We start from the raw sequence: 16,828 nt of genomic DNA, 5'->3' as shown, positions 1-16,828 counted from the left end.
TCCTATTTTGTGCTCGCTCCGGCAATCAATCCGAGATAGCCTTCCACGGTCAAGCTGGCTCCGCCGACAAGCGCTCCATCGATATCCGATTGCTGCAGGAAACCAGCAACGTTATCCGGCTTTACACTGCCCCCATACTGGATTCGCACAGCGTTTGCCGTATCCTGATCAAACTGGGAAGCGATGACATGGCGAATGTAGGCAATCGTCTGATTGGCGTTTTCCGCAGTGGAAGACTTGCCTGTTCCAATCGCCCAGACCGGTTCGTAAGCGATCACACTTACACTGACCTGCTCGGCAGACAGCCCTTGCAAAGCGGCTTCCGTTTGCCTGCGAACGACCGCTTCCGTCTCGTTTGCCTCATATTCTGCCAGCGTTTCCCCGACGCAGATGATCGGTTTGAGACCGTGCTGCAGCGCCGCTTTTACTTTCTTGTTCACCGTTTCGTCCGTCTCATTAAAATATTGGCGACGCTCAGAATGACCGATAATGACGTAGTCGACTCCCAGTTCCTTCAGCATCAATGGACTGATCTCGCCGGTATACGCCCCTTCTTCGGCAAAGTGTACGTTTTGCGCCCCCAGTTTGATCTCCGTTCCTTTCAAGATGGCCGAAAGTGCCGACAAGGCTGTAAATGGAGCACAAATCACTTTTTCCACCGTTGCGGACAATTCCGCTTGCTTCACCGCATTGGCAAACTGCTCGGCTTCCGCAATCGTTTTGTACATCTTCCAGTTACCTGCGATAATCCTCTGTCTCATAACTCGGGCCTCCTGATTAATTGTCTTCCAGCACAGCCACCCCGGGCAGTTCCTTGCCTTCCATAAATTCCAGCGAAGCTCCGCCGCCTGTGGAGATATGGGTCATCTGCTCGGCCACCCCGGCTTTTTCCACAGCAGCCACCGAGTCCCCTCCGCCAATAATCGTTGTTCCTTGGCAATCTGCCATCGCCTTGGCTACGGCAATCGTTCCTTCCGCAAAGACATCCATCTCAAAGACGCCCATTGGGCCGTTCCAAAGCACCGTTTGCGAAGAAACAATCGCCTCGCGGAACAATTCCGCTGATTTCGGACCGATATCAAGCGCCATCCAACCATCAGGAATCGCTTCAACCGGCACTACTTTCTTCGCTGCATCAGCGGCAAACCGATCGGCCACGACCACATCAACAGGCTTCAGCAGCTTGACTCCGCGTTCCTGCGCCTGGTCGATCAAAGAGCGCGCCAGATCAAGCTTATCTTCTTCATGAAGCGAAGCCCCGACGCTATGTCCTTCCGCTTTGATGAAGGTGTTGGCCATTCCACCGCCGATAATCAGCGTATTTACTTTGCCCAGCAAGTTTTCAATGACAGCAATTTTATCTTTCACCTTGGCGCCGCCCACAATTGCCGTAAACGGGCGTTCCGGATTGGATAAAGCACCGCCGAGAAATTGAATTTCTTTTTCCATCAACAGTCCGGCGACTGCCGGGATATATTGGGCAATTCCGGCCGTTGACGCATGAGCGCGGTGCGCTGCGCCAAAGGCGTCGTTGACAAACAAATCGGCCAGACCGGCAAACCGCTTCGCCAGTTCGGCATCGTTCTTTTCTTCACCGGCATGGAAGCGAACATTTTCCAGCAGAATGACATCGCCATTTTGCATGGCCGCAACCGCCGCTTCCACTTCGGCACCAACCGAATCATCCAGTTTTTTCACCGCTCGCCCGAGCAAACCGGACAGATGCGAAGCGACTGGGGTAAGGCGCATCTCTTCGACCACACTGCCTTTGGGACGTCCAAAATGGCTGGCGAGGATCACTTTTGCTCCCTGTTCGATCAGGTAGCGAATCGTCGGTACTGCAGCGCGGATTCGCGTATCATCAGTAATGACCCCATCCTGCATCGGCACGTTAAAATCGACGCGGCAAAATACCCGTTTTCCGGCAACTTCCACGTCGCGGATTGACTTTTTCTTCATCAGCGAATCCTCCTCACAACTGGGGATTGTTTCCAGCAGGGAACTGCATGGGAAAAAGGGAGAGCATCTCTCCCTTTCCCTAATCTTTTCTATTGTAAGGCTTACAAACCACGCTGTGCAACATATTGGCACAGGTCTACAACACGATTGGAATAGCCCCACTCGTTATCGTACCAGGAAACGACTTTGACCATGTTTCCTTCAATAACCATGGTCGACAAGGCGTCAATGGTGGAAGAAGCCGGATTGCCGTTGTAGTCGGAAGAAACCAATGGCTCTTCGGAATAAGCGAGAATACCTTTCAAAGCGCCTTCCGCTGCATCTCTCAGCGCCGCGTTTACATCTTCAGCCGTTACCGATTGCTTCAGTTCAGCGACCAGATCGACAACCGATACGTTTGGAGTCGGTACCCGCATAGCAAAGCCGTTCAGTTTTCCTTTCAGTTCGGGCAATACGAGCGAAACAGCTTTGGCCGCACCCGTCGAGGTCGGAATAATGTTCTGTGCCGCTGCACGGGCCCGGCGCAAATCTTTATGCGGCAGGTCCAAAATTTGCTGGTCGTTGGTGTAAGAGTGAACTGTCGTCATCAAACCGCGAACGATGCCAAATTTCTCATGCAATACTTTGGCAAAAGGAGCCAAGCAGTTGGTTGTGCAAGAAGCGTTGGAAATAACCGTATGAGCAGCCGGATCATACTTGTCTTCGTTCACGCCCATTACGATCGTAATATCTTCATTGGTAGCCGGTGCGGAAATAATGACTTTTTTCGCTCCGCCTTCCAGATGTTTCGCTGCATCTTCCCGTTTTGTGAACCGGCCGGTTGACTCGACAACAATTTCTACGCCGTAGTCTTTCCAATTGAGTTGGGCAGGATCGCGCTCTGCCAGCACTTTAATTTCTTTTCCGCCGACAATCAGCGTGTTCTCCCGCGCTTCAACCGTTTGTTCCAAAACGCCATGTACGGTGTCATATTTCAGCAAATGAGCCAATGTGGTCGCATCGGTCAAATCGTTTACCGCCACAATCTCCACATTTGGATTATTCAATGCTGCACGGAATACGTTGCGTCCGATCCGTCCAAATCCGTTAATCCCCACTTTTACCATAGTTACAACCTCCTGAAATTTTGTTGGTTTATTTTCACACCGTTCCGTTGAAAAAGCGGAACAGTTGCAAGCAAAAAATCCCAAATCGCCTCAGTCAGTTACCAGTTTGACCAAATCCGGAAAAACAATCCGTGGAAAAGCTTACTCTTTTCCCAAAATCGCTCGCGCTGCCCCTTCGTCGGTGATCAGCACATTTTGACAAGATTGTTTGGCAAAAGACAAAATCGCTTTTGCTTTGCTGGCTCCACCGGCTATCGAGATCACAACTTCAGCGTTTTGCACATCTTCCAGCTGCAACCCGATCGTTTCCATCCGGTGAACAATTTCTCCCGCTTCGTTGAAATAATAGCCAAACGCTTCCGATACTGCGCCCAACTCGCGAAGTTCCGCCAGTTCTTCCTCATCATAGCGGCGTCTTTGCGCCATCTTGATCGCTTCCCCGATCCCATGCAGGACAATTCGCGCGGAATGAAGCAGGCTGAGCACTTCCATAATTTGCGGTTCCTCTTTCAGCGTCTGCAAGGCGTCAGCCGGCAAACGATCAGGAACGTGCAGCAAGCGGTAGCTGGCTCCTGTCTTGGCCGCCATCGATGAAACCAGAGAGTTTGCCTGAAGCTCTGCTTTTTCCCCCAATCCGCCCCGTGCAGGAACGAATTGTACCGTCCGAAAAGCAGACGAAGGAGTCAAGTGGGCAGATACGCTGGCAATCGTCGAGCCGCCTGTGACGGCAATCACATCGCCTTCGCGCACATATTGCTTCAACAATCTGGCCCCCATCCGGCCCAATTCTTGCTTCACCCATTCGGCCTGATCGGAATCTCCCTGAACGACCACCACTCTGTTAATTTGCAAATAATGCTGTAATTGGCTGGCCAGTTCATTCAAACCAAACAGATCATCGGCCATCGGCTCCAGCTGCTCGAGAATCCGCATTCCTTCTTCACTGCAGCTCATTCCCGCCGGCGCGACATGAAGCAAACCCATTTCCTTCAGCAAATCGACCTCTGCGCGCAAAATTCGCTCCGTCGTGTTCATCACTTGTGACAGGGCCCGCCGGCCGATTGGCTGAAGATGAGCAATCGTTTGCAGAAGCGTGTACCGGTTTCGCAATACCTCAACCAAATCCGGGAGCAGCTTTCGTTGCACCTCAATCAGTTCGCGCATTGCTCACTCCTTTTTGTATGCCAGGACCGAAAATGTCCCGCTATATACATTTTTTGTCCCGCATAAGCCAAAAAAATATTTACAGTGGTAACTGTAACACAACTGTAAAATATTTTCAAGTTGTTGGAAACCCAAAATAGATCTGATCAGCTTTGAGCGGCTGTCCTTTTTTGCAATTCTGCCCGAAACTGCTCTTCGGTTACCACCGAAGTTTCGGAAAGAAACACCTCTTCACCATCGATCGCCACCGCCGGAATGGTCAGCATGAACTTTTCTTCAAGCGCCATCTCTGATTGAATATCGATAACGGTCAGCTCCAGCGGGTAGTCTACGGCCACCTTTTGGATCATTCGCTCCACTTGCTCACACAGGTGACAGCCTGCTCTTCCATATAACACGACAGAGAACTTTGCCATTCCATTCATCGTTTAGTACCTCTTTCGTTTCGCCGAAGACGGGATCATCATTTCTTCACGATATTTGGCCACCGTTCTGCGGGAAATCTCGATTTCTTCTTTGGCGAGCAGATCGGCGATTGCTTGATCCGAGAGCGGACGCTTCCGATCTTCCTGCTCGATCATCGATTTGATCCGCTTTTTGACACTCTCCGAGGACATCGCTTCTCCTCTGGCCGTAGACAAAGCGGAAGTAAAAAAGTATTTCAATTCAAACAGCCCGCGGGGCGTTTGCACATACTTGTTGCTCGTTGCCCGACTGATCGTCGATTCATGAAGTTCGACCCGCTCCGCCACTTCCTTTTGCGTCATCGGTTTTAACTTATGAATGCCATATTCAAAAAAATCCCGCTGCATTTCCACGATCGCCTGGGTGACCCGCATCAAGGTCAGCCTGCGCTGTTCCAAGCTCTTGGCCAGCCACAGCGCCGCATTTAGCTTGTCGTGAATAAATTGCTGAGCCTCGTTTTGGCCGGTCGATTCCTTTAACATTTTTTCATAAAACGTATTGATCGTCAGGCGGGGAGCCAAACTGTCATTTACCAGCACGATATAGTCGCCTGCCACTTTTTCCACGACGACGTCAGGTACGATATAGCGCGTCTCGCCGTAATGAAAAGCGGAACCAGGCCGGGGATTGAGCGAACGGATCAAGTCAGCCGCTTGCTGCACATCCTGCAGCGTACAGCCTGTTTTCTCGGCGATTTTCTGAAACCGATTGTTGGCTATATCCGCCAAATGATTTGTCACAAGCTCTACATGCAGTTCGTCATCCCAACCTTGATGCTGCAGCTGCAACAACAGGCATTCCTGTAAATTGCGGGCCCCTACCCCGATCGGGTCAAAATGCTGAATGACGGACAAAACTTCTTCTACGTCTCGCACCGCCACCTGCAAATTTTCACTGACCGCTTCCAAGGAGATTTCCAAATAACCGTTTTCATCAAGATTGCCAATAAGAAACATGGCAATTTTGCGTTGAGCGGAAGACAATCCTTTGACATAGCCCAATTGCCTTTCCATATATTCATAAAGCGTGGAACTGGTGCGCTGCACATAATCCAATGGATTGTAAGTGCTTTCACTTTTCGCTACAACATAGTCACCCGTTGCCCGGCTGCCGATCAGTTCCTTCCAATCCCATTCCAAAGCGGATTGTTCCTTGCCGGCTTTTTCCGGTTCAATCGCAACACTCACCTCTTGCAATTCAATCACAGGGTTTTCCATCGCCTGTTCTTGCAAGTATGAAATAAGGTCGACCGTTGAATACTGAAGGATCGTAATCGCCTGCCGAAGCTCAGGTGTCATGACAAGTTTCAATGTCTGCTCCTGATACAAGCCCAGACCCATATTCATTGACTTCTCCCCCTTTCATGCCAGATGAGTTCCTGATTTCATTGTATTACATTTGTATTCAATTCGCTTATGCAATTTTCCTGCCAAAATTTAAGTTGCACAACCCCTTGATTTTTTTCCGAAAACCTTATATACTAAGAAAGTAAATTCGATATACGCCCGTAGCTCAGTGGATAGAGCAACGGTCTCCGGAACCGTGTGCGGAGGTTCGACTCCTCTCGGGCGTACCATCTAATCAATAAACTCTGCTAAGTTAGCAGGGTTTTTTAGTTTTTCCTCGTTGCCGCTGAAACCGGCAAAACGATGCGCAACAAAATGACGCCCTTGCCGCCGATTATCGACGAAGCAAAGGCGTCTGTTTCCAGTTACTCTCAAGGCTCACTCTTTAGGGACTCGAGCCAGTCAGCGTAACAAGTGTCGCACAACAGCTCTTCCCGCTCTTGCTGTCCTTGGAAAAAGGTAATGAGGTGGGCGCTTTCGGTATCGTGTTCACAGTAGTAGCATGTGTAGGTTTTCATTTCCTTCTCCCTCCGAAAGAGTATGAGAGTAACAAACGTTATTTTCCCCGTATTTTCACTTCTTTTTCATGCAAGGCTGAAAAAGGTTGCTGCTTGATTGAAGGAGAGCAAAAGGAAAAAACCGCTCCTGATCCAGGAGCGGTTTTTGTTTTGGTCAGCCGGTTTATTTTGCTTCACCGACAAATTGTTTTTGGTTGTTCGCGTACTTATAGACGAATACAGATGCGAATTGGTTGTCACCATTTTCGTCGAAGCCAACTTTGACAAATTGACCTTGGAAATCCTTGATGCCGTGGACAGCATCCAGTACTTGTTCGCGGCTCGGTTTTTTGCCGCCGTTTGCTTTAATCGCTTCTTCTACCCCATGGAGAACAACATTCATGGAATCATAACCGAATGCCGTGAAGATCCCGACTTTTTTGCCCATGGCACTTTCATAATCGGTGATCCATTTTTTGCCTTCGTCGGTAGCGGAAATATCGCCAACCGTAGAAGTAAAGATAACGCCTTCGGCAGCCGGTCCGGCGATTTTCACCATATCATCAGAGTCGAAACCGTCTCCGCCCATAAAGTAACCTTTAAAGCCTTTATCGCGAAGCTGTTTCACGATGATGCCCGCTTCGGCATAGTATCCGCCAAAGTAAACCATTTCCGGATTTGCCGCAATTACTTGGTTGATCATGGCGCTGTAATCTTTTTCGCCAGCGGTTACGCCTTCGAAGCCAAGCACTTGAACGCCGTCTGTTTCGAATTGTTTTTTCACTTCTTCCGCAAGACCTTGTCCGTATGCTTGTTTGTCATGGATCAAGAAAGCATTTTTCACACCAAGTTGATTTTTCGCATAAATTGCCGCTTTGGAACCTTGCTGATCGTCACGTGCGCAAATACGGTGGACAACTTTTTTGCCTTCTTGCGTCAAACTGGTTCCCGTTGCAGCTGGCGAAACCATGACCAGATTCTCTTGATTATATTTAACCGATGCGGTTACCGAAGCCCCTGTCGTCGGATGGCCCACAACCGCCAGCACATCCGGATTGGAAATCAACATCTCCGCAACAGATACCGCTTGCTTCGGATCGGCCTGTTCATCTTGCGCCAACAATTCCAGTTCGAAACCGAGCTTTTTAAATTCTTCCTGCTTTTGTTTCAAAGCATATTCGGCTCCTGACTTTGCCGTATCTCCGTAAGCGGAGTTTGGTCCGGACAGAGGACCGACGGAAGCGATGACGATTTTCTCCAGAGCCCCGGATGCTTCTCCTCCGCCACTGCTTTGTTGCGCAGCATTGTTCGATTGTGCAGGTTGAGCGGTGTTACCGGCCCCACACCCTGTCAATGCGGTTCCTACCGCCAAAATTGCCGACAATAATGCCATCGTTCTTTTCTTCACCAAAATTGCTCCCCCTTCTATTTTGCAAAAAAACTTTCTTTTTATTTGGGCTTGACCCTATTTTAAAATAAATTAGAAAATTTGCAACTAAAAAAAATATGCAAATTTAATCGGGACGATCAGGCCAACTTCGCCTGGCCGGTTTTTTTGGAGAATCACTGCTTCTCTTTCAATTCAGGATCAATATCATTGTGCTTGTGTGAATACGCTTTATTTGTAACCACGATGGTTAATCCAACAATAACAACAAAAAGGATGATCGTAATCGTTATAATTGTCCCCATTGTTCTCACCTTTCACCGTCTGTTTTGACATTCCGCTCTATTATAAAGGAAGTCGGTTTTTCGCTCAATGCTGAACTATTCCCAGGCTGCTTCTTTGAACATTCATGGCAAAGCGCATAGGGATAACCTGATTTGGAAAAATAAATTTATCCCACGAACGAATGTTTTGTGCACAACTTGTGGATAATTTTGTGGATAACCTTTTGGAGGAGTTGCCATTATTGGAACAATATTATTTGATTTATCAAGAAGCGAATGATGAAGAATGTTTGCTGACGGTCCAGCCTTATACAGATGAACAAAAGTTGGCCGAAGCGCTTAATCAGCTGGAAGCCCAAAATATTACGGATTATACGCTAATCAAGGGCAAAAAAATGAAAGCCACGCTAAAGGTAGCCGTTGAGTTACATGAACTGGAAGAGGAAGAGCAAAGCTCTCCTTGATTTTCGCTAGGGAACAGGTTTAAATCCGTTCCGTTTTGGGATAACCTAGTACAGAAAATGCGCAAACACGTTTGACCTTTATTGACCAATTGTGTATGATAATCTTACGAAAGAGAGGAGGAACAATGATGAACATGAATCTGATTCCGACCGTCATTGAACAAACCAACCGCGGGGAACGCGCTTACGATATTTACTCTCGCCTGCTGAAGGATCGGATTATCTTTTTGGGAACTCCGATTAACGATGTAGTGGCAAACAGCGTCGTCGCCCAATTGCTGTTTTTGCAAGCGGAAGACCCTGAGAAAGATATTCAGCTGTACATCAACAGCCCTGGCGGTTCGATCACCGCTGGCATGGCGATTTACGACACAATGCAGTATATCAAACCGGATGTTTCCACCCTCTGTGTCGGTATGGCTGCTTCCATGGGAGCCTTCCTGCTGTGTGCCGGTGCAAAAGGTAAACGTTTTGCCCTGCCAAACAGCGAAGTGATGATCCATCAACCGCTTGGCGGCGCGCAAGGCCAAGCGAGCGACATTGAAATCGCGGCAAAACGGATTATCCGAATGCGCGAACATTTGAACAAAATCATGTCCGAACGCACCGGCCAACCTTTGGAGCGGATCGCCAAAGATACCGACCGCGACAACTTCCTGTCTGCTTATGAAGCGAAAGAATACGGCTTGATTGATGACGTGATTACCTCTACTCCCGCCAGCAAATAAGCCAGTGAAACGAACAAGGGTTGTTCTCGACGATTGAGAACAACCCTTACTTTTTTGCACGTTTATTTCTCGATCAATTGATTGACTTCGACGGTCATTTTGTTCGCCGGATTGTTTTCCAGGTGGACGCTGGCCGTTGCCGTCTCTTCATCCACATGATCGATCCAAACCGGTTTTCCCTGATACTCTACCTCAATTTTTTGTTCGGTTTGTAAAATTTCTTGCGCCCGGACAATATTCATTGCAAATTTCCTCCTTCCTGCTGGCGTTTGCGCTCATCTGTCGTATAAACTCCATCCAGAGAATCAGTCGTCGTCTCCTCGATCAAGCCATTTTGATCGGTTACCTGACCTCCACCCAACCCTTCGTTCACCATCCGGTCAATATCAACAAAGTGTTTGTCTCGGCCTTCATAAAGCGAATCTTGTTCCTGGTCGCCTTGGTTTTGCATCGTCGCCTGCTCTCCTCCCTTCGTTCAACTCTTTATTAGCAGTTCCCCATTTCGCTCTGCTCATTCAAACGCCGGGCAAAATAAAAAGACACTTTGCAAAAGCAAGTGTCTTTCCCGGTTTGATCGGTGTCTTCCCCTATTCTTCCTTGCTGACCAGCCCGACCAGACTATTTACAGCTTGAGAGGCATCCGGCCCCTCAGCGGAAATGATGATTTCTGTTCCCGAACTGATTGCCAAGCTCATAATTCCCATGATGCTTTTGGCATTCACCTTTTTGTTGTCCTTTTCCACGAAAATATCAGCAACAAAACGGTTGGCTTCCTGCACGAAGAAAGCGGCGGGACGTGCTTGCAATCCAGTTTTCAAGTTTACCTTTACCTGCTGTTGCACCATGATGTACCTCCTCCCTATGTTCACTCGTTACCGTATTATAGCATGTTAAGGCGCAGAAACATTTTGTTTTTCTCTCAATTTGTCGGCGATTTCGTTAATTTTCCGAAGCCGGTGATTGATTCCCGATTTGCTTACCGCACCGCTCGGGATCATTTCGCCCAGTTCTTTCAGGTTAATATCGGGATGCAGCAGCCGCAGCTCCGCGACTTCCCGTAATCTCGGGGGCAAGTTTTCCAACCCGATCTCATGCTGTATCAGTTGAATGTTCTCCATCTGTTTGGTCGCTGCATTGACGGTCTTGTTAATATTGGCGATCTCGCAATTGTGCAAACGATTCACGGAGTTGCGCATATCTTTGACGATGCGGACATCTTCAAAATAAAGCAACGCCTGGTGAGCGCCAATCAAGCTCAGAAACTCGGTGATCTTTTCTCCCTCTTTTATGTAGAGAACATAACCTTTCTTCCGCTCGATACACTTGGCGTTCAGTCGATAGCGGTTGGCCATCTCGGTCAAAGCCTCGCAAAAATCTTGATAGGCCGTAAATATTTCCAGATGATAACTGGAGGCTTCCGGATGATTAACCGAACCGCCGGCAAGAAACGCACCGCGCAAGTAGGAAGCCCGACAGCATGATTTTTTTACGAGTTCGCTGGAGATGCCTGGCGCAAAGGATAAATCCTTATCCATAATGCCTAATTCCTTCAAAATTTCATTGGCTTGATGCGGAATCCGCACAATATACACATTGTTCTTTTTCAATCGCATCTTTTTTCGCACAAGCAATTCGGCATGCACTTGAAAAATTTGCTTGATTAAGGTATAGATTCTTCTTGCAATCGCCGCATTTTCCGTCGAGATATCCAACACAAACCGCCCGGCACCAAATTGAATACTGCCGTTCATGCGAATTAAGGCGGATAATTCAGCGCGACTACAACAAGGAGAGTTCTCCAACATCGTCAATTCTTTTTTGGTTAACGCGGCGAATGACACTTTCGTTCACTCCTTCTTCCTGCTCCGCCTCATCACGGATACAATCTCCCGGCTGACCGCACCCGCATCGTGGCGCAAATAGCCTCCTTCAAACGTCATGAATGGTTTGGCGACAATATTTAAGCCCAACTGTGCCAGCCGTTCCATGTCACACTCTACGGGAAACGCGCCTTTTTCTGCATACTTCTCCCGGATGTGTGACGGAATTTCTGCTGAATTCACCAAAACGGTGTCCAAAAAAGGACCGCCCACGTGTTGATACAGCACTTCTACATGATTGGCTGCCGTGAAACCATCCGTTTCCCCCGGTTGGGTCATTACATTGCAAATATAAAATTTCGGAGCTGCCGCACGTTTGATTTCGGCAAACAGGCCCCGAACCAACAGATTCGGCAAGATGCTCGTATATAAACTTCCCGGACCGATCAAAATCACATCTGCTTGCTGGATCGCCTGAATCGCTTCCGTCAAAGGGACAACGTCTGCCGGTTCAATGAGAACCCGTTTGATCTGTTTGCCCGCCAACGGTATTTTTGACTCTCCGCTGATTACAGTGCCATCCGCCATTTCCGCTTTCAATGAGACGGACTGCTTGGTTGCCGGCAAAACGACTCCGCGTACGGCCAGCACATCGCTTAACTTTTTTATCGCCGTTACAAAATCTCCGGTAATTTCGTTCATGGCCGCCAGCAACAAGTTGCCCAGATTGTGGCCGGCCAGTCCCGTTCCATTGGTAAACCGATATTGCATCACTTTTTCCATCAATGGTTCTGTGTTGGCCAAGGCGGTCAAGACGTTGCGAATGTCGCCCGGCGGAAGCATATCCATCTCTTCTCGGAGTCGGCCGGAGCTTCCCCCATCATCAGCAACCGTCACAATTGCTGTAATATGAACCGGCGCCTGCTTCAAACCTCTCAGAATAACGGACAGTCCTGTCCCCCCGCCGATTACCACCACATTTGGAAGCGGTTTATGTTGCTTCCCCACTCGCCCTACTGACATATGTCACCTCATTTTCCCCTCACGAAGAATGCTCCGTCAGCATAATTCTGATTGCGTCGGCTATCTTGCCAACCTCTATCTATTTGTTTTTTTCAATGTCGCGATGGCTGACGCGCACGGTAAATTCCTTGCTGAAGTAATCCCCGAGATGCTCAGCGATCGCCACGGAACGGTGTTTGCCGCCGGTGCAACCGATGCCGATGACCAGTTGGCTTTTTCCTTCCCGCTGATAATGCGGGAGCGTAAACGTTAACAAATCGAGCAATTTGTGGACAAACTCTTTGGTTTCACTGTGTTTGAACACATACTCGGCTACTTCCGGATCACAGCCGGTTTTAGGACGCAGCTCTTCTATATAATGTGGATTTGGCAAAAAACGTGCATCAAACAGCAAATCTACATCGATCGGTGCGCCATATTTAAAGCCAAACGACTGAATATTAATGGTCAAATTGGAGCCTTGCTGCGAATATTGATTGACGATTTTTTCGCGCAGCTGAGCCGGTTTTAATTGACTCGTATCGATAATCTGGTTGGCCAGCCCTTTCATTTCCTGCAGCAGCCGGCGTTCCGCATGAATGCCTTCCAACGGCGAGCCATTGGGAGAAAGAGGGTGCCGCCGCCGCGTTTCTTTATAGCGGGATACAAGCGTTTGATCATTTGCATCCAAATATAAAATGTGCGAGCTGATGCCGCTCATTTGGTTCAACAGTTCCATGGCTTCGGTCAAACTCTCAAAAAACTCCCGTCCTCGAAGATCAACTACCAGCGCGACCCGTTCGATGCCGCCGCCGGAATGTTTGATCAGTTCGGCGAACTTTGGTATCAGGATAGGGGGCAAATTGTCAACACAAAAAAAGCCAAGATCCTCCAAACTTTGCACCGCCACGGTTTTCCCCGCCCCTGACATGCCAGTAATAATCAGCAAATTGATTGCTTTTTCTTGCTCTTGTTCGATCATGCTTTTTCGCCTCCTATGACCCTTCTATAAGCATACCACAATGCTTACCTCAAGACGAACTGTTTCCACTGTTCCCTTGCTAATGCCATCATTTGGTCAGAAACAAAAAAAGACGTGACTGCACGCAGTCACGCAAAGGTTCGTATAGATAAGGGGGTCAATTCATCGTACTTTTACTATACCCCGATAATATTTCAAGGATGTTACAGCAAAATTAAGAGACTGTGACATTTGCTTCTTTCAGCTTTTCGTTCAAGTTTTCTACGTAATGTTGAGCGGATTGCGAGGCGATCGAACCGTCTCCGGTTGCGGTAACGACCTGGCGCAATGTTTTTTCCCGAACGTCACCTGCTGCAAAAATGCCTTCTACCTTTGTCCGCATCGCGTCATCGGTTAAAATGTAGCCCGCCTCATTGGTAATGCCGAGATTTTTCACCGGCTCGGTCAACGGGTCCATGCCTACATAGATAAATACGCCATTTGTGGCCAATTCACGTTGCTCTCCGCTGTTGACATCTTCCAACAGCACGCTGCTGACCACATTTTCCCCGCGGATTTCTTTTACAACCGTGTTCCAGATCACTTCAATCTTTTCATTTTCAAATGCGCGTTTTTGCAAAATTTGCTGTGCCCGAAACTGATCTCTGCGGTGTACAATCGTCACTTTTGAAGCGAAACGAGTCAGGTAAACCGCTTCTTCAACCGCGGAATCACCGCCACCGACGACAACAAGTTCTTTCCCTTTGAAGAAGGCGCCATCGCAAACAGCGCAATACGATACGCCGCGTCCGGACAACTCTTTCTCACCAGGGACACCGAGCAAGCGATGTTCAGCCCCGGTCGCAATAATAACCGATTTGGCCAAATATTGTTTTTCTCCCGTAACGACCCGCTTCAGTGGTCCTTCGCTCTCAATCGCTTGCAGTTCTCCGTATGCATACTCCGCGCCGAATTTCTGAGCATGTTCGAACATTTTTGTGGACAAATCCGGACCCAATATACTGGAGAATCCAGGATAGTTCTCAATTTCTTCGGTATTGGCCATCTGTCCCCCCGGAATGCCCCGTTCGAGCAGCAGCGTGGACATGTTGGCTCGTGAAGTATATACAGCGGCAGTCATCCCAGCAGGACCTGCTCCGGCAATGATCACATCATACACTTTTTCTTGGTCACTCATCGTTACCCCTCCTAACAGCCTCATCAACACCGCCGGCTATTTATACTTATTATAAATTTAGAATTGATTCAAATCAAGTCTCGACAGTTCTTTATAACAGCGCGTAAGTGTCGCGACAGAGATCCCATATTTCTCGGCAATCTCTTGTTGGCTCCGTTTATGCCCGCAAATAAGCCCGTACAAGTATTCAAAGGCAGCCATCCAGGCTACTTCTTTTCTTACCTGCAATGGTTTGGCTGCTTGTTTTTTATATTCTGCCCATATCTGTTCGGACCATTTTCGCAACTCGGAGTCATTCTGTTGATGAAAATAGAAACGAATGGCTGCCTGCACTGCATCCTGTCCTTCCGCGCAAGGTTCTGATTCGGTTGGCAATGGTGCCCCCATTTGCGCCAAAGCGAGCAGAGCCGTTTTTTTCAGCTGGCTGTTGTCCGTTTCCTGATAAAACTTGCGAATGGCTTCCTCCGCCTCATCGTCGCCAATCATGCCCAATGTTTGAATGACGGTGTGCTTGATGTCCTCTTTGCCATGCTGAAGCGCCCATAGCAGTGAAGCCCGGATCATTGGATCTGTTTTAAACTTATCCACACTCTGCTCGTTTATGCGGTCGGCCATCAGATCGTCGTAAGGTCGGTGATAATGGTAAGAGATTTGCTTCGTTGTTTCCCCGCTCTTTTGTTCCTTGAGCAGTTGCAAATAGTGTTCGGCAATTCCCGCATCCGGGTCCAGTTGCTTCACTTTTCCCCACCACCTTCTTGCCTGTTCGAATCGATTGGTTAAATACGCCGAGATCGCCGCATAATGATAGGTGCAAGCATCCTGTCCGGGAAAACTGCGAATCATCCGTTGGTACAAGCGAAATGCCTCTTCATGCTGCCCTAATACTCCCATTGTAGTTGCCAATTTGTATAAATGATCATGATTTAGCGGTGTAATCTTTTTCAACTTGACCAACAACTCAACCAACTGAGCGGACTGGTTTTGATGCGAAAGCAAAACAGCCAAATTGCACAAGGCGTGCAAGTTGTTCGGCTCTCGTTCCAGCGTTTGGTCGATCGTCGCCATTGCCTGTTCAAATTGACCGACATAATAGTAGGCCAACGAAAGGTTATTCCAGGCTGGCATAAAATCCGGTTCTGCTTCGACTATGTTTTTGAGAATTTGCAAGGCTTCCAGAAAACGGCCTTCTTCCAAAGACCGTCGCGCCAACTCATGTTTGACAAACACATCGTCATCTGTTTCCATAAAAAACTGGCGCGGCGGCAAATCCAGTTCAAAATAAATATAATCCAGTAGTTCTTCCGCCTCTTCTGCAAAAGTTCCGCGTTTGTTTTTTTGCAAATAGAGAACGGCCATCTCCTCAGCCATTTCGAAATCTTCCATATTGGCGTAGTTGTTGGCCAGAAAAAAATAGGCATCCTCCATCGAAGGAGCGAGGGTTTCTATGATCTCATACAGCACGTTGTTTGAGGCTTCAAACTGTCCCATCTCTGCTAACGTGCTGGCCAAATGACAACGGTAATCAGGGTTGTTCGGTTCCAACTCAATCGCTCGCTGAAAGCATAAAAGCGCTTTTTCTACATCATTGCGTCGCAACAAGCGGAAACCGCGGTCGCAGAAAAAACGTGCATCACGTCTAAACTCAACGACCGTCGTCTTATTTGCTGTTTCCCTACTTTTCATATAACCTCCAGTTTGTGCAGGAGCTTTATCCTTCATGTATCGTATCAAAACCTGTTGTCGCCTACAAGCCAATAACGCTTGAAAAGGTGCCAACAAATGCAATTTAGCCCATCAATGAAGGAAACACCACCCGCTAAACAGCAAGTGGTGTTGTCAACATGAATATGGAGCGGACGACGGGTCTCGAACCCGCGACCTTCGCCTTGGCAAGGCGACGCTCTACCAATTGAGCTACGTCCGCTTATTTACTGGTGAGCCATGAAGGACTCGAACCTTCGACCCTCTGATTAAAAGTCAGATGCTCTACCAACTGAGCTAATGGCTCAAACTAAATATTTACAATGGTGGTTCGGGACGGAATCGAACCGCCGACACGAGGATTTTCAGTCCTCTGCTCTACCGACTGAGCTACCGAACCTTAACGGTTCCATACGATGCTATCCGCCATAGCTAATGAAAATGAATGGCGGAGCTGACGGGACTCGAACCCGCGACCTCCGGTGTGACAGACCGGCGTGAACTCCAGCTTCACCACAGCTCCAAAATTTTATAAATTGAAGGATTTATTCCTTCAAAACTGGATACGCAAGCTCGCATCAGCTTTTGTTCGCTCCGTTGTCCTCGTCCTTGCGGACTTCAGCCAAAGGTCGCTTATCAAAAGCGATACTGCGCAAATTGACTAAGGAAATGTGGATAAGCCCTCGACCGATTAGTATTCGTCAGCTCCACGCGTTACCGCGCTTCCACACCGAACCTATCAACCT

19 protein-coding genes and 5 tRNA genes are annotated in these 16,828 nt (G+C 48.4%); 3 read left to right on the top strand and 21 right to left on the bottom strand.

Annotated features, from left to right (window positions below; translation table 11 throughout):
• Positions 1 to 2: 2 nt before the first annotated feature.
• The 6 genes from tpiA to rpoN form a co-directional block, all read right to left on the bottom strand.
• Positions 3 to 761 carry a triose-phosphate isomerase gene (gene tpiA / locus JOD01_RS18530; RefSeq protein WP_204519800.1) on the bottom strand — a complete coding sequence of 253 codons (759 nt, stop codon included), beginning with the start codon at positions 759 to 761 and terminating at the stop codon, positions 3 to 5.
• Positions 762 to 777: 16 nt separating this feature from the next.
• Positions 778 to 1,959, bottom strand: a complete 1,182-nt coding sequence (locus JOD01_RS18525; protein ID WP_204519798.1) for a phosphoglycerate kinase — start codon at positions 1,957 to 1,959, stop codon at positions 778 to 780.
• A gap of 101 nt (positions 1,960 to 2,060) precedes the next feature.
• A complete protein-coding gene (gene gap, locus JOD01_RS18520; protein WP_204519797.1) occupies positions 2,061 to 3,065 on the bottom strand; it encodes a type I glyceraldehyde-3-phosphate dehydrogenase in 1,005 nt (334 codons plus the stop codon).
• Positions 3,066 to 3,206: 141 nt separating this feature from the next.
• Positions 3,207 to 4,229 carry a sugar-binding transcriptional regulator gene (locus JOD01_RS18515; protein WP_204519788.1) on the bottom strand — a complete coding sequence of 341 codons (1,023 nt, stop codon included), beginning with the start codon at positions 4,227 to 4,229 and terminating at the stop codon, positions 3,207 to 3,209.
• A gap of 146 nt (positions 4,230 to 4,375) precedes the next feature.
• Positions 4,376 to 4,654 carry a glutaredoxin family protein gene (locus JOD01_RS18510; protein ID WP_204519786.1) on the bottom strand — a complete coding sequence of 93 codons (279 nt, stop codon included), beginning with the start codon at positions 4,652 to 4,654 and terminating at the stop codon, positions 4,376 to 4,378.
• A 3-nt stretch (positions 4,655 to 4,657) separates the two neighbouring features.
• The gene (gene rpoN / locus JOD01_RS18505) at positions 4,658 to 6,040 is read right to left on the bottom strand and encodes an RNA polymerase factor sigma-54 (protein WP_204519785.1); all 1,383 of its coding nucleotides are present in this window, start codon (positions 6,038 to 6,040) and stop codon (positions 4,658 to 4,660) included.
• 155 nt (positions 6,041 to 6,195) lie between these two features.
• On the opposite strand from rpoN, the gene JOD01_RS18500 reads away from it, so the two are divergent.
• Positions 6,196 to 6,270 (top strand) — tRNA-Arg (locus tag JOD01_RS18500).
• 141 nt (positions 6,271 to 6,411) lie between these two features.
• Here JOD01_RS18500 and JOD01_RS18495 read toward each other — a convergent pair.
• The 3 genes from JOD01_RS18495 to ytzI all read right to left on the bottom strand — a co-directional run bounded on the left by JOD01_RS18495 (position 6,412) and on the right by ytzI (position 8,229).
• Positions 6,412 to 6,558 carry a hypothetical protein gene (locus JOD01_RS18495; RefSeq protein ID WP_204519783.1) on the bottom strand — a complete coding sequence of 49 codons (147 nt, stop codon included), beginning with the start codon at positions 6,556 to 6,558 and terminating at the stop codon, positions 6,412 to 6,414.
• Positions 6,559 to 6,721: 163 nt separating this feature from the next.
• The gene (locus JOD01_RS18490) at positions 6,722 to 7,930 is read right to left on the bottom strand and encodes a branched-chain amino acid ABC transporter substrate-binding protein (RefSeq protein ID WP_204519863.1); all 1,209 of its coding nucleotides are present in this window, start codon (positions 7,928 to 7,930) and stop codon (positions 6,722 to 6,724) included.
• Positions 7,931 to 8,100: 170 nt separating this feature from the next.
• Positions 8,101 to 8,229 (bottom strand): YtzI protein, encoded by a 129-nt coding sequence (ytzI, locus tag JOD01_RS18485; RefSeq protein ID WP_204519781.1) that lies wholly within the window; start codon positions 8,227 to 8,229, stop codon positions 8,101 to 8,103.
• A 221-nt stretch (positions 8,230 to 8,450) separates the two neighbouring features.
• On the opposite strand from ytzI, the gene JOD01_RS18480 reads away from it, so the two are divergent.
• The gene (locus JOD01_RS18480) at positions 8,451 to 8,672 is read left to right on the top strand and encodes a hypothetical protein (protein ID WP_420829104.1); all 222 of its coding nucleotides are present in this window, start codon (positions 8,451 to 8,453) and stop codon (positions 8,670 to 8,672) included.
• A 128-nt stretch (positions 8,673 to 8,800) separates the two neighbouring features.
• On the top strand, positions 8,801 to 9,400 hold the full coding sequence (gene clpP / locus JOD01_RS18475) for an ATP-dependent Clp endopeptidase proteolytic subunit ClpP (protein ID WP_275581978.1): 600 nt from the start codon (positions 8,801 to 8,803) through the stop codon (positions 9,398 to 9,400).
• Positions 9,401 to 9,462: 62 nt separating this feature from the next.
• Here clpP and JOD01_RS18470 read toward each other — a convergent pair whose 3' ends face one another.
• From JOD01_RS18470 to JOD01_RS18415, 12 genes are all read right to left on the bottom strand, one after another.
• Entirely contained in the window at positions 9,463 to 9,642 is a 180-nt protein-coding gene (locus JOD01_RS18470; RefSeq protein WP_204519780.1) for an H-type small acid-soluble spore protein, read from the bottom strand.
• Positions 9,639 to 9,851: a hypothetical protein gene (locus JOD01_RS18465; RefSeq protein ID WP_204519779.1), complete on the bottom strand. Its 213-nt coding sequence runs from the start codon at positions 9,849 to 9,851 to the stop codon at positions 9,639 to 9,641. The genes JOD01_RS18470 and JOD01_RS18465 overlap by 4 nt, the downstream gene beginning before the upstream one ends.
• 136 nt (positions 9,852 to 9,987) lie before the next feature.
• Entirely contained in the window at positions 9,988 to 10,245 is a 258-nt protein-coding gene (locus JOD01_RS18460) for an HPr family phosphocarrier protein (protein WP_204519778.1), read from the bottom strand.
• Positions 10,246 to 10,290: 45 nt separating this feature from the next.
• Positions 10,291 to 11,241, bottom strand: a complete 951-nt coding sequence (whiA, locus tag JOD01_RS18455) for a DNA-binding protein WhiA (RefSeq protein WP_204519777.1) — start codon at positions 11,239 to 11,241, stop codon at positions 10,291 to 10,293.
• Between the two features lie 6 nt (positions 11,242 to 11,247).
• Entirely contained in the window at positions 11,248 to 12,243 is a 996-nt protein-coding gene (locus JOD01_RS18450) for a gluconeogenesis factor YvcK family protein (protein WP_239565577.1), read from the bottom strand.
• A 79-nt stretch (positions 12,244 to 12,322) separates the two neighbouring features.
• Positions 12,323 to 13,204 carry an RNase adapter RapZ gene (gene rapZ, locus JOD01_RS18445; protein WP_204519766.1) on the bottom strand — a complete coding sequence of 294 codons (882 nt, stop codon included), beginning with the start codon at positions 13,202 to 13,204 and terminating at the stop codon, positions 12,323 to 12,325.
• A gap of 214 nt (positions 13,205 to 13,418) precedes the next feature.
• Positions 13,419 to 14,381: a thioredoxin-disulfide reductase gene (gene trxB / locus JOD01_RS18440; protein ID WP_204519763.1), complete on the bottom strand. Its 963-nt coding sequence runs from the start codon at positions 14,379 to 14,381 to the stop codon at positions 13,419 to 13,421.
• A 57-nt stretch (positions 14,382 to 14,438) separates the two neighbouring features.
• Positions 14,439 to 16,064: a tetratricopeptide repeat protein gene (locus JOD01_RS18435; protein WP_204519762.1), complete on the bottom strand. Its 1,626-nt coding sequence runs from the start codon at positions 16,062 to 16,064 to the stop codon at positions 14,439 to 14,441.
• 165 nt (positions 16,065 to 16,229) lie between these two features.
• A tRNA-Gly gene (locus JOD01_RS18430) sits at positions 16,230 to 16,305 on the bottom strand.
• Positions 16,306 to 16,313: 8 nt separating this feature from the next.
• A tRNA-Lys gene (locus JOD01_RS18425) sits at positions 16,314 to 16,389 on the bottom strand.
• A gap of 17 nt (positions 16,390 to 16,406) precedes the next feature.
• A tRNA-Phe gene (locus tag JOD01_RS18420) sits at positions 16,407 to 16,482 on the bottom strand.
• Positions 16,483 to 16,528: 46 nt separating this feature from the next.
• Positions 16,529 to 16,605 (bottom strand) — tRNA-Asp (locus tag JOD01_RS18415).
• Positions 16,606 to 16,828: the final 223 nt, after the last annotated feature.

Source organism: Brevibacillus fulvus, assembly GCF_016908525.1.
In the GTDB taxonomy this organism is placed as follows: domain Bacteria; phylum Bacillota; class Bacilli; order Brevibacillales; family Brevibacillaceae; genus Brevibacillus_G; species Brevibacillus_G fulvus.
The sequence above is the reverse complement of the archived record's forward strand: the minus strand, read 5'-3'. Positions and strand labels throughout refer to the sequence as shown.

Excerpts from the sequence above, each read along its gene's own strand:
- tpiA (WP_204519800.1), bottom strand. The coding sequence starts at position 761 with ATGAGACAGAGGATTATCGCAGGTAACTGGAAGATGTACAAAACGATT.
- JOD01_RS18525 (WP_204519798.1), bottom strand. The coding sequence starts at position 1,959 with ATGAAGAAAAAGTCAATCCGCGACGTGGAAGTTGCCGGAAAACGGGTA.
- gap (WP_204519797.1), bottom strand. The coding sequence starts at position 3,065 with ATGGTAAAAGTGGGGATTAACGGATTTGGACGGATCGGACGCAACGTA.
- JOD01_RS18515 (WP_204519788.1), bottom strand. The coding sequence starts at position 4,229 with ATGCGCGAACTGATTGAGGTGCAACGAAAGCTGCTCCCGGATTTGGTT.
- JOD01_RS18510 (WP_204519786.1), bottom strand. The coding sequence starts at position 4,654 with ATGAATGGAATGGCAAAGTTCTCTGTCGTGTTATATGGAAGAGCAGGC.
- rpoN (WP_204519785.1), bottom strand. The coding sequence starts at position 6,040 with ATGAATATGGGTCTGGGCTTGTATCAGGAGCAGACATTGAAACTTGTC.
- JOD01_RS18495 (WP_204519783.1), bottom strand. The coding sequence starts at position 6,558 with ATGAAAACCTACACATGCTACTACTGTGAACACGATACCGAAAGCGCC.
- JOD01_RS18490 (WP_204519863.1), bottom strand. The coding sequence starts at position 7,930 with ATGGCATTATTGTCGGCAATTTTGGCGGTAGGAACCGCATTGACAGGG.
- ytzI (WP_204519781.1), bottom strand. The coding sequence starts at position 8,229 with ATGGGGACAATTATAACGATTACGATCATCCTTTTTGTTGTTATTGTT.
- clpP (WP_275581978.1), top strand. The coding sequence starts at position 8,801 with ATGAACATGAATCTGATTCCGACCGTCATTGAACAAACCAACCGCGGG.
- JOD01_RS18470 (WP_204519780.1), bottom strand. The coding sequence starts at position 9,642 with ATGAATATTGTCCGGGCGCAAGAAATTTTACAAACCGAACAAAAAATT.
- JOD01_RS18465 (WP_204519779.1), bottom strand. The coding sequence starts at position 9,851 with ATGCAAAACCAAGGCGACCAGGAACAAGATTCGCTTTATGAAGGCCGA.
- JOD01_RS18460 (WP_204519778.1), bottom strand. The coding sequence starts at position 10,245 with ATGGTGCAACAGCAGGTAAAGGTAAACTTGAAAACTGGATTGCAAGCA.
- JOD01_RS18450 (WP_239565577.1), bottom strand. The coding sequence starts at position 12,243 with ATGTCAGTAGGGCGAGTGGGGAAGCAACATAAACCGCTTCCAAATGTG.
- rapZ (WP_204519766.1), bottom strand. The coding sequence starts at position 13,204 with ATGATCGAACAAGAGCAAGAAAAAGCAATCAATTTGCTGATTATTACT.
- trxB (WP_204519763.1), bottom strand. The coding sequence starts at position 14,381 with ATGAGTGACCAAGAAAAAGTGTATGATGTGATCATTGCCGGAGCAGGT.
- JOD01_RS18435 (WP_204519762.1), bottom strand. The coding sequence starts at position 16,064 with ATGAAAAGTAGGGAAACAGCAAATAAGACGACGGTCGTTGAGTTTAGA.